14 protein-coding genes are annotated in these 10,615 nt (G+C 66.4%); 11 read left to right on the forward strand and 3 right to left on the reverse strand.

Annotated features, from left to right (window positions below):
• Positions 1-228: 228 nt before the first annotated feature.
• From fabG to ndk, 3 genes are all read right to left on the reverse strand, one after another.
• Positions 229-966: a 3-oxoacyl-ACP reductase FabG gene (fabG, locus tag ACLHHB_RS06620; protein ID WP_410217486.1), complete on the reverse strand. Its 738-nt coding sequence runs from the start codon at positions 964-966 to the stop codon at positions 229-231.
• A gap of 37 nt (positions 967-1,003) precedes the next feature.
• A complete protein-coding gene (gene fabD / locus ACLHHB_RS06625) occupies positions 1,004-1,930 on the reverse strand; it encodes an ACP S-malonyltransferase (protein WP_410217487.1) in 927 nt (308 codons plus the stop codon).
• 140 nt (positions 1,931-2,070) lie between these two features.
• On the reverse strand, positions 2,071-2,493 hold the full coding sequence (gene ndk / locus ACLHHB_RS06630; RefSeq protein WP_265499179.1) for a nucleoside-diphosphate kinase: 423 nt from the start codon (positions 2,491-2,493) through the stop codon (positions 2,071-2,073).
• A gap of 154 nt (positions 2,494-2,647) precedes the next feature.
• Here ndk and ACLHHB_RS06635 point away from each other — a divergent pair, with 154 nt between their 5' ends.
• The 11 genes from ACLHHB_RS06635 to ACLHHB_RS06685 form a co-directional block, all read left to right on the forward strand.
• The gene (locus ACLHHB_RS06635) at positions 2,648-3,751 is read left to right on the forward strand and encodes an AI-2E family transporter (protein WP_410217488.1); all 1,104 of its coding nucleotides are present in this window, start codon (positions 2,648-2,650) and stop codon (positions 3,749-3,751) included.
• A gap of 119 nt (positions 3,752-3,870) precedes the next feature.
• The gene (locus tag ACLHHB_RS06640) at positions 3,871-4,635 is read left to right on the forward strand and encodes a GNAT family N-acetyltransferase (protein WP_410217489.1); all 765 of its coding nucleotides are present in this window, start codon (positions 3,871-3,873) and stop codon (positions 4,633-4,635) included.
• Between the two features lie 130 nt (positions 4,636-4,765).
• Positions 4,766-5,581 carry an urease accessory protein UreD gene (locus ACLHHB_RS06645; RefSeq protein WP_410217498.1) on the forward strand — a complete coding sequence of 272 codons (816 nt, stop codon included), beginning with the start codon at positions 4,766-4,768 and terminating at the stop codon, positions 5,579-5,581.
• Between the two features lies 1 nt (position 5,582).
• Positions 5,583-5,894 carry an urease subunit gamma gene (locus tag ACLHHB_RS06650; protein ID WP_410217490.1) on the forward strand — a complete coding sequence of 104 codons (312 nt, stop codon included), beginning with the start codon at positions 5,583-5,585 and terminating at the stop codon, positions 5,892-5,894.
• Complete coding sequence (locus ACLHHB_RS06655; RefSeq protein ID WP_410217491.1) at positions 5,895-6,461, forward strand: HupE/UreJ family protein; 567 nt, start codon at positions 5,895-5,897, stop codon at positions 6,459-6,461.
• Positions 6,462-6,463: 2 nt separating this feature from the next.
• Positions 6,464-6,769, forward strand: a complete 306-nt coding sequence (locus ACLHHB_RS06660; RefSeq protein ID WP_410217492.1) for an urease subunit beta — start codon at positions 6,464-6,466, stop codon at positions 6,767-6,769.
• Positions 6,766-8,451 (forward strand): urease subunit alpha, encoded by a 1,686-nt coding sequence (gene ureC / locus ACLHHB_RS06665; RefSeq protein ID WP_410217493.1) that lies wholly within the window; start codon positions 6,766-6,768, stop codon positions 8,449-8,451. Before ACLHHB_RS06660 ends, ureC begins: the two co-directional genes overlap by 4 nt.
• Positions 8,452-8,463: 12 nt before the next feature.
• The gene (locus tag ACLHHB_RS06670; protein WP_410217494.1) at positions 8,464-8,961 is read left to right on the forward strand and encodes an urease accessory protein UreE; all 498 of its coding nucleotides are present in this window, start codon (positions 8,464-8,466) and stop codon (positions 8,959-8,961) included.
• Positions 8,927-9,589 (forward strand): urease accessory protein UreF, encoded by a 663-nt coding sequence (locus ACLHHB_RS06675; protein WP_410217495.1) that lies wholly within the window; start codon positions 8,927-8,929, stop codon positions 9,587-9,589. The genes ACLHHB_RS06670 and ACLHHB_RS06675 overlap by 35 nt, the downstream gene beginning before the upstream one ends.
• On the forward strand, positions 9,586-10,209 hold the full coding sequence (gene ureG, locus ACLHHB_RS06680) for an urease accessory protein UreG (RefSeq protein ID WP_410217496.1): 624 nt from the start codon (positions 9,586-9,588) through the stop codon (positions 10,207-10,209). The genes ACLHHB_RS06675 and ureG overlap by 4 nt, the downstream gene beginning before the upstream one ends.
• A 192-nt stretch (positions 10,210-10,401) precedes the next feature.
• Positions 10,402-10,615 (forward strand): transporter substrate-binding protein (locus ACLHHB_RS06685; RefSeq protein WP_410217497.1); only part of this gene is annotated, 214 nt, incomplete at its 3' end.

Here is a 10,615-nt window from a genome sequence, read left to right on the forward strand (position 1 = left end):
TCGACACCCAGATGCTCAACCACGATCTTCTTCACGCGATCAGCGATATCGCTCATGTCATATCCTCATTGTCGCGGGCATCCGCCCAAGTTTTGCACGGACCGAAAGGGTCCGTTTCCGCACAGGGCGGTTCCCCTGCTGCTAAAGCGGGGGATATAGCACCGATAAACCTTCATGCAACCGCTTTCGCAAGGATTCCCGTCCATGCGTTGCAGCCGCGACAGCCCTTCAGATCATCGCCATGCCGCCGTTCACGTGCAACGTGGCCCCGGTGACATATCCGGCCTGCGGGCTGACCAGATACAGGGTCGCTGCCGCGATGTCCTCGGGACGGCCCATCTGACCGGCGGGGATCTGGGTCAGGATCTTGCCCTTCTGGTCTTCGGTCAGCTTGTCGGTCATCGCGGTGGCGATGAAGCCGGGCGCCACGCAGTTCACGGTGATCCCGCGGCTGGCGACCTCGTAGGCCAGCGATTTCGACATGCCGACCAGCCCGGCCTTGGCGGCGGCATAGTTGCCCTGCCCCGGATTGCCCGTCGCCCCCACGACCGAGGTGATGTTGACGATCCGCCCCCAGCGCGCCTTCATCATGCCGCGCAGCACCCCGCGCGACAGCTTGAAGACGCTGGTCAGGTTCACGTCCAGAACCTGCGCCCATTCGTCATCCGACATGCGCATGAACAGGTTGTCGCGCGTGATGCCGGCATTGTTCACCAGGATGTCGACCGATCCCATGGCCTCGGCCGCAGCCTTGGGCAGGGCAGCAACCGAGTCAGGGTCGCCCAGGTTGGCCGTCGCGACATGGGCGCGGTCTCCCAGCCTTTCGGCCAGTTCGCGCAGCGGCGCTTCGCGCGTGCCAGACAGCGTCACCGTTGCCCCGGCGCCATGCAGCGCCTCGGCGATCGCGCCGCCGATGCCACCCGAAGCGCCCGTCACCAGCGCCGTCTTCCCTGTCAGATCGAACATGCCTGCCTCTTTCCTTGTCAAATCGGGGACGGGCCCCTCAGCCTTTCAGCGCCGCGATATCGGCCGGTGTGCCGATGTTGCGGACGCTCACATCCCTGGCGATACGCTTGATCATCCCGGACAGCGCCTTGCCGGCGCCGATCTCCCAGAACTCGGTCACGCCGGCCCCCGCCATGCTGGCAACCGATTCGCGCCAACGCACGGTTCCGGTCACCTGCTCGACCAGCAGACGACGGATCGCGCCCGGTTCGGTCACGGCTTCCGCACGGACATTGGCGATCAACGGCACGGCAGGCGGTTGAATACCGACGCCGGCCAACGCATCGGCCATCACGGCAGCGGCCGGCTGCATCAGCACCGAGTGAAACGGAGCCGAGACCGGCAGCATCAGGGCACGCTTGGCGCCTGCCGCCTTCATCGCCTCGGCAGCGGCCTCAACCGCAGCCTTGTGCCCCGAGATCACCACCTGCCCCGGATCATTGTCATTGGCGGCCTGAACGACCGCGTCACCCCCCACTTCGCGGGCAATACGGTCCACCGTGTCGAAATCGAGACCCAGGATCGCGGCCATGGCGCCGACACCCACGGGCACGGCCTCCTGCATGGCCTGGCCACGCAGGCGCAGCAAGCGGGCCGTGTCGGACAAGGTCAGGGCACCGGCCGCGCAAAGCGCCGAATACTCGCCCAAGGAATGGCCTGCCACGAAATCGGCCTGCCCGATCGTGAAGCCTTCGGCCTCCAGCGCGCGAAAGGCCGCGATCGACGTTGCCATCAGCGCCGGCTGGGCATTCCGGGTCAGCGTCAGCGTGTCGGCATCGCCGTCCCAGATCAGCGACGACAGGCTTTCGCCCAGCGCCGCGTCGACCTCGTCAAAGACCGCGCGCGCGGCAGGATAAGCCTCGGCCAGTTCGCGTCCCATTCCGATCGTCTGCGCGCCTTGCCCCGGAAACACGAATGCCCGCATGGCAGCCCCCCTGAAATCATTGCGTTGCGGACGGGCATAGCCTCTGCGCGCATCTGCCGCAACCGACCGGCTTCGCCGCGCCGGAAAAGAAAAGGGGCCGCAAGGGGCCCCTTTTCCGCAACCGGTTGGTCAGAACAGGTTCAGCCGACCAGTTCGAGGCCCGAGAAGAAAAAGGCGATCTCTTCCTTGGCTGTTTCCGGCGCATCCGAACCATGAACCGAGTTTTCGCCCATCGACAGCGCGAACTCCTTGCGGATCGTGCCTTCGTCGGCGTTGGCCGGGTTGGTGGCGCCCATCACTTCGCGGTTCTTGGCGATGGCGTTTTCGCCTTCCAGAACCTGCACGACGACGGGCTCGGAGGCCATGAACTCCACCAGCTCGCCATAGAAGGGGCGGTCCTTGTGAACTTCATAGAACTTGCCCGCCTGCTCGGCCGACAGCTTGATGCGCTTTTGCGCGACGATGCGCAGGCCGGCATCCTCGAACTTGGCGTTGATCTTGCCGGTCAGGTTGCGGCGGGTCGCGTCGGGCTTGATGATGGAAAGCGTGCGTTCGGTGGCCATGGGTCATTACCTTGTCTGATCGGCGGGCGGGCCCGCAGTGACGGAAATCCGCGTCCGGTTAGCAGGCTTGGCCCGTGGCGGCAAGCGGGCCGCAGCGGGGAACCGGCACCCGGAGGCAGCGCTTGAGTATCCGGCCCACCTGCAAGGATTTCCGATGACCGACCTGCACCCCGAAACAGCCCGGAACCCCGGCCGTCCCTCTCCCCCCGCCCCCATGCAGCGGTCGCTGAGCTTGGGCACCCTGTTGTCGGGGGTCGCGATCCTTCTGCTGGTGGCGGCGACATGGTTCTGGTCGGACATCCTGCTTCTGGTCTTTGCGGCGATCCTGATCGCCATCGCCCTGCGCGCGGGAGCCCATGGCCTGAACCGGCTGGTGGGGCTGAACGTCAAGCTGGGCGTTGCGGTCGTGCTGCTCGTTGTCCTGGGCGCGCTGTGGGGTGCCGTCCGCCTGGCCGGCCCCTCGATCAGCGATCAGTTCACCCAGCTTGTGGACGCCCTGCCGCGATCCTGGGACGAGTTGAACCAGCGCCTGCCCGGCAACGGGCTGGGGGACGCCGTCATGGAGCAGGTCCAGGAGACGACGAACATCGAGGAAGATGCCTCGCAACTGGCGCAACGCCTGCCCGATCTGTTCGGCTGGGTGTCGGGGGCGCTCAACTCGGTCTTCAGCGGGCTGTCCTCGCTGTTCCTGATGCTGATCGTGTCGCTTTATGTCGCCATCGAGGCGCCGCTCTATCGACGCGGGGCGATCCGGCTGGTCCCGATGCGCCATCGCGGGCGTGCGGCCTCGATCATGGACGAACTGGGCTCACAGCTGGGACGCTGGATGGCAGGTCAGGCCTTCGACATGTTCGTGGTGGCGATTCTGGCGGGCATCGGGCTTTGGCTTCTGGGCGTGCCTCTGGCCTTTATCCTGGCGTTGATCGCCGGGATCACCAACATCGTGCCGATCGTCGGACCCTTTGCCTCGGGGGCCATCGCGGTTCTCGTCTCGCTGTCGCAGGGCGTCGAGACGGCGGTCTATGTGGCAATCCTGTTCACCGCGATCCAGATGTTCGAAGGAGAGGTCCTGATGCCGTTGATCCAGCGCTATGCCGTCGAATTGCCGCCAGCCTTGACCATTCTTGCCATTGTGGCCTTTGGGGGTCTCTTCGGTTTTGTCGGCGTGGTCCTGGCGACACCGCTGCTGATCGTCGTCATGCTGCTGGTTCAAAGGATCTATGTGCAGGATCTGCTGGGTGACCCCGACATGGAGTGAGGGTCTGTTGCCACTCTCCTCCATTGATCCATGCAAAAAGAGTGGACTTGCCGGCCAAGTTCGTGATTCTGATACAAGTCGGCCTTACGATGTCATCAGCATCCAGCAAGGATCCTGTCATGCAGCCGCTCTGCAAAGGTCATTACCGTGCCCGCCTTGCAACGTCGCCCGAAGACCTGCGGGCGTCTCAGCGGCTGCGCTGGCTGTGTTTCGTGGCGCGCACCGGACAGGCCGATGACGGCCAATGCACCGAGTCTGACGAGATGGATTCCGAATGCCGGCACATGCTGATCGAGGACATCAGATCGAACCGTCTGATCTGCAGCTTCCGGTTTCTGCCGTTGTCCGACGGTTCGCAGATCGCGCGCAGCTATTCCGCGCATTTTTATGACCTGAAGGCTCTGGGGCGCTTTGATGGCCCCATGATAGAGATGGGACGCTTTTGCATCCATCCCGATATTCACGATCCCAATGTAGTGCGGCTGGCCTGGGCCGCCTTGACGCGGTTCGTGGACGACACCGGTGCAGAAATGCTGTTCGGCTGCTCCAGCTTCGTGGGTTGCGAGCCCGAAGCCCATGCCGAGGCTTTCGTTATGCTCAAGGACCGTCACTTGGCCCCGCGCCGCTGGTGGCCGCGCGTCAAGGCGCCGACCGTGTTCCGCTTCGCCCGCGCGCTGCATTTGCGCCAGCCAGACCCGAAGCGGGCCATGGCTGCAATGCCGCCGCTGCTGCGCAGTTATCTGGCAATGGGGGGCTGGGTCAGCGACCATGCGGTCGTTGATCCGGCGCTCAAGACGATGCATGTCTTCACAGGGGTCGAGATCCGCACCATTCCGCCCGCGCGCAAACGTCTTCTGCATGCGCTGCTGGATCATCCTGCCTGAAACACAGGCAGCCCTCAAAATAGGCAAACTGCCTTCAATGCAGGCATTTGCCCTTCAAATGCCGTCGATGAGGGCATGCGCCGGTCGCCCTTTGGTTGACCTTCCTCCGGGGGCCGCGCCCTCTGCCCCCATGTTCGACAACGCACTGTCCTTGACCAAGATGCAGCGCAGCCAAGGGGCCGCCCATGTCGTTATGGGCCTGACGGGGCTGGTCGATCTGGCGCAGGCAGGATCCGCCAAGGCAATGCTGCCGCGCATGACGGCAGGCCTCCCTGAAATCGTGTTCCTGAACACCTCCGGCGGCCTCGCCTCGGGGGACCGCTTGTCCTTTTCCGTCGATCTTCGCCCCGGCACGCGGGCGCTGGCCACCACGCAGACGGCGGAACGCGCCTATCGCGCCCCTGAAGCATCGGCCCAGGCACAGGTGCGGCTGAATGTAGGTGCAGGCGGCTGGCTGGACTGGCTGCCGCAGGAAACCATTCTGTACGATGGCGCACGACTGGAGCGTGAAACCACGGTCGATCTGGCCCCCGGCGCCGGCTGCATGCTGCTCGAGATGCTGGTCCTGGGGCGGCTTGCCATGGGCGAGCGGCCCCAGCACCTGCATCTGCGCGACCGACGCATCGTGCGACAGGCAGGCCGGATCGTTCACCATGATGCCTTGGCCCTGGATGATGCAGCCTTGGCGCGTCTGGCGGGCCCGGCACTGACCGGAGGCTTTCCGGCCATGGCGACGCTGGCCGTCATCGCGCCCGATGCCACGGACCTGCTGCCCCGCGCCCGCGCCGTGCTGGACGAGCCCGGCGTCACCTCCGCCGCCAGTGCCCCGGCCGGAAGACTGGTGCTGCGGTTGCTGGCCCCTGACGGATGGCCGCTGCGCCGACAGATCAACCGGCTGCTGCTGGCGCTGCGCCCCGACCCCCTTCCCCGTATCTGGCAGGTCTGAGATGAACCTTACCCCCCGCGAACGCGAGAAGTTGCTGGTTTCGGTCGCCGCCATGGTGGCACGCGGCCGCCTGGCGCGCGGCGTCAAGCTGAACCACCCCGAAGCCATCGCGCTGATCACCGATTTCGTGGTCGAGGGCGCCCGCGACGGCCGCAGCGTCGCCGACCTCATGCAGGCGGGCGCCCATGTGATCACCGCCGACCAGTGCATGCCCGGCATCCCCGCCATGATCGAGTCCGTGCAGGTCGAGGCCACCTTTCCCGACGGCACCAAGCTGGTGACCGTCCACCATCCCATCCGTTCGGAGGCTTGAATGAAACGCTTTCCCCTTTTTGCTGCCGCAAGCCTTCTGCCCCAGGTCGCGCTGGCCCATCCCGGCCATGTCCATGACAACGGCCAGTTCCTGCACGGCCTTGCCCACCCTGTCGGCGGCGCGGACCACCTGCTGGCAATGGTGGCCCTTGGCCTTCTGGCCGCGCAACTGGGGGGCCGCGCGATCTGGGCACTGCCAGCCACTTTCGTCGGCGCGATGCTGGCCGGTGGCGCGATGGGCGCCGCAAGCCTCGGCTTTCCGGCCGTCGAGCCGATGATCCTCGCCTCGGTCGTGATCCTAGGCGTTCTGGTGGCGCTGGCAGTGCGGCTGCCGATGGTTGTGCTGCTGCCGGTGGTGGCACTCTTTGGCACGGCCCATGGCTGGGCGCATGGGGCCGAGGGGCCGGCCAGCGGAATGATGCTTTATGCTGCGGGCTTTGCGCTGGCCACGGTGGCGCTGCATCTGGCGGGCATCGGCTTTGGCCGCCTGCTGTCACGGGGGCTGGAACTGCGCGTGCTGGGCGGCGGCACGACGGTGGCGGGCCTTGCGCTGGCTGTGGCGGGCTGACGATGATCCCCGGCGAGATCCTGACGCCCGAGGGCGAGATCACCCTCAACGAAGGGCGGGACACGATCACCCTGATGATCGCCAATACCGGTGACCGCCCGATCCAGGTCGGCAGCCACTACCACTTTGCGGAAACCAATCCCGCGCTGGCCTTCGACCGCACCGCCGCCCGCGGCATGCGGCTGGCCATCCCCGCCGGCACCGCCGTCCGGTTCGAGCCGGGACAGTCGCGCGAGGTGACGCTGGTGGCCTATGCGGGCAAGCGTGTCGTGCAGGGCTTTCGCAAGACCATCATGGGGGCGCTATGACCCGGCTTTCGCGCGCCGATTACGCGGCGCTTTACGGCCCCACCACCGGCGACCGCATCCGACTGGCCGACACCGAGATCCTGATCGAGGTTGAGCGCGACCTGACCATCGCCGGCGAAGAGGTCAAGTTCGGCGGCGGCAAGGTCGTCCGCGACGGCATGGGCCAGTCGCAGGTCACGCGGGCCGGCGGCGCGATGGACACCGTCATCACCGGCGTCGTCGTCTTCGACCACCAAGGCATCGTCAAGGCCGACGTGGGCCTGAAGGACGGGCGCATCGCGGGCATCGGCAAGGCGGGCAACCCCGACACGCAGCCCGGCGTGACCCTGATCATCGGCCCGGGAACCGAGATCATTGCGGGCGAGGGGCGCATCCTGACGCCCGGCGGCTTTGACTGTCACATTCATTACATCTGCCCCCAGCAGGTCGATCACGCGCTGCATTCGGGCGTCACGACCCTGCTGGGCGGTGGCACGGGCCCCGCGCATGGCACGCTGGCCACGACCTGCACCCCCGGCCCCTGGCACATTGCCCGGATGATGGAGGCCTGCGCGGAACTGCCGGTCAACATCGGCATCGCCGGCAAGGGGAACGCCAGCGTCCCCGCGCCCCTGGAGGAACAGGTCCGCGCCGGGGCCTGCGCGTTGAAGCTGCACGAGGACTGGGGCACCACGCCCGCCGCCATAGACTGCTGCCTGACGGTGGCGGACCAGATGGACGTGCAGGTGATGATCCATACGGACACGCTGAACGAATCGGGCTTTGTGGAGGACACGATGGCCGCCATCGGGGGCCGCACGATCCATGCCTATCACACCGAGGGTGCGGGCGGCGGGCACGCGCCCGACATCATCCGCATGGTCGGCATGGGCAACGTCCTGCCGTCCTCGACCAACCCCACCCGCCCCTACACCGCCAACACGGTCGAGGAGCATCTGGACATGCTGATGGTGTGCCACCACCTCGACCGCCGGGTGCCCGAGGACGTGGCCTTTGCCGAATCCCGTATCCGGCGCGAAACGATCGCCGCCGAGGATATCCTGCACGATCTGGGCGCCTTCAGCGTGATCTCGTCCGACAGCCAGGCCATGGGCCGGATCGGAGAGGTCATCATCCGCACCTGGCAGACCGCCGACAAGATGCGCCGCCAGCGTGGCCGGCTGGAGGGGGAACAGGGCGACAACGACAACCTGCGCGCCCGCCGCTATATCGCCAAATACACGATCAACCCGGCCATCGCCCATGGGGTCAGCCAGCACATCGGTTCGGTCACCCCCGGCAAGCGGGCCGACCTGGTCCTGTGGTCGCCTGCCTTTTTTGCCGCCAAGCCCGAGATGGTGCTGGTCGGCGGCCAGATCAGTGTGGCGCAGATGGGCGATCCCAACGGCTCGATCCCGGTGCAACCGATCTTTTCGCGTCCCATGTGGGGGCATACGGGCCGCGCCTCGGCCCTCTTCGTCAGCCAAGCGGGGCTGGAGGAGGGCGCAGGTCGCCACCTGTCCAAGACCCTCATCGCGGTCGAGCACACCCGCGGCATCGGCAAGCGCGACATGGTGCTGAACGACGCCATGCCGGCCATCGAGGTCGATCCCGAAACCTACGAGGTCCGCGCCGACGGCACCCTGCTGACCTGCGAGCCTGCGACGGAACTGCCGTTGGCGCAGCGCTACTTCCTGTTCTGAGGAGACCCCTTCATGATCGCCACCGCCCATTCCATCATCCGCAATGCGCCTGCACCCTTTGACGGTGAGGTGTCGCTGGATTACGAAGGCCGTCTGCTGCGCCGCAGGCGGCTGTCCTGCACGGGCGGCGACTTCATGGTCGACCTTCCCGAGGTCACCAGCTTGGACGACGGCGATGCGTTCGAACTGTCGGACGGCCGCCAAGTGGTGGTGCGGGCGGCGTCCGAGCCGGTGATCGTCATCCGCGGCAACCTGCCTCGGCTGGCATGGCACATCGGCAACCGCCACACCCCCTGCCGGATCGAGGCCGACCGTCTGATCATCCGCCAGGACCACGTGCTGGAAGCGATGCTGAGGACACTGGGGGCCGAGATCTGCCACAAGGACATCCCCTTTCGCCCGGAAGGCGGCGCTTATGGCCATGGCCGGACCTTCGGGCATGCCCACGGTCACAGCCATGATCATGGCCACACGCATGACCATGATCATCACGCCCACGATCACGCCTGAGGCGGCGCGCCTGCGGCTGCAGCAGGTTCTGTCGCCGGCCTTTCCAGTGGGCGGCTTTGCATGGTCGCAGGGGATGGAATACGCGATGGATCAGGGGTTGGTGACACGCATCACCCTGCCGCAATGGCTGGCCGACTGGCTGGATCATGGCGCAGGGTGGACGGATGGCGTTCTGGTCGCCCTGGCCGTGCGGCCGGACGCCGATCACCGGGCATTGGACGATCTGGCCCGCGCCGCCTGCCTGACCTCGCAACGCTTGTCCGAGACAGTCGAGCAAGGTGCGGCCTTTGCCGCCAATATGACCGCCCTTGCCGGCATGCCCCAGACACCGGCGGCCCTGCCCATCGCCGTGGGACAGGCCTGCGCCCCGCTGCCCCTGCCGGCGTCCGAGATCATCGCGGCCTTTCTTCAAGCCCAGGCCGCAACCCTGATCAGCGCCGCCGTCCGGTTTCTGCCGCTTGGCCCGGTGGAAGGGCAGCGGATGCTGGCTGCACTGCACCCCCGCATCCTGATCCGGGCCGCGCAGGCCGCCACGGCAACCGAGGCCGATCTGACCAGCGCCGCCTGGGGCGCAGACATTGCGGCCATGCGACACGAAACCATGACAACGAGGATATTCCGATCATGAGCCTCAATGGCCCTCTCCGCGTCGGCATCGGCGGCCCTGTCGGTGCCGGCAAGACGACATTGACCGAACAGCTGGCCCGCGCGCTGGCCTCGCGGCTGTCGATGGCGGTCATCACCAACGACATCTATACGCGCGAGGACGCCGAGGCCCTGATGCGCGCCCAGGTCCTGCCCGCCTCCCGCATCCGTGGCGTCGAAACGGGCGGCTGCCCCCATACTGCCATCCGCGAGGATGCCAGCATCAACCTGGCGGCCATCGCCGATCTGAACGCGGCCTTTCCGGACCTGGACCTGGTGCTGATCGAATCGGGCGGCGACAATCTGGCCGCAACCTTCAGCCCCGAACTGGCCGACCTGACGATCTATGTGATCGACACGGCCGCTGGGCAGGACATCCCGCGCAAGCGTGGGCCGGGGCTGGCGCGGTCGGACCTTCTGGTGGTCAACAAGACCGATCTGGCCCCTTATGTGGGCGTCGATGCCAAACTGCTCGAAAAGGATGCACATGAGGCACGCGGCACGCGCCCGGTCGTCATGGCCCAGTTGCGCCATGGCCACGGTGTCGACCGCATCGTCGATTTCCTTGTCGAACAGGGCGGGCTGCACCTTCGCGCAGCCTGACGCTGCCTTGCGGATGGGCAACTGCCCCGGGCAGTGCCTGTCCCTGCACCAGTTGCCGCAAAGGCCACGCCAAACCTGCCCAAGTGCTGTCCAACTGCCCGATTTTCCGCTTCTTCTGCCTCTGCGAGGGCCCTGCGCCCTTCAAGAACAAGACAGGGACACCGGCCCGCGCGCCGGAGGGAAAAGGGTAGAATGACCAAGCTGACCACCATGCTGATGCTGACCAGTGCCCTGACGCTGGCCCACCCCGCCCATGCCCAGGAGGGGGAGCCGATCAAGATCGGCGTGCTGCATTCGCTGTCGGGCACGATGGCGATTTCCGAAACCACGCTCAAGGATACCGTCCTGATGCTGGTCGAACAGCAGAACGCCAAGGGCGGCGTGCTGGGCCGCCCGCTGGAGGCGG

This window comes from Paracoccus sp. (in: a-proteobacteria), from assembly GCF_046462195.1.
GTDB lineage: Bacteria > Pseudomonadota > Alphaproteobacteria > Rhodobacterales > Rhodobacteraceae > Paracoccus.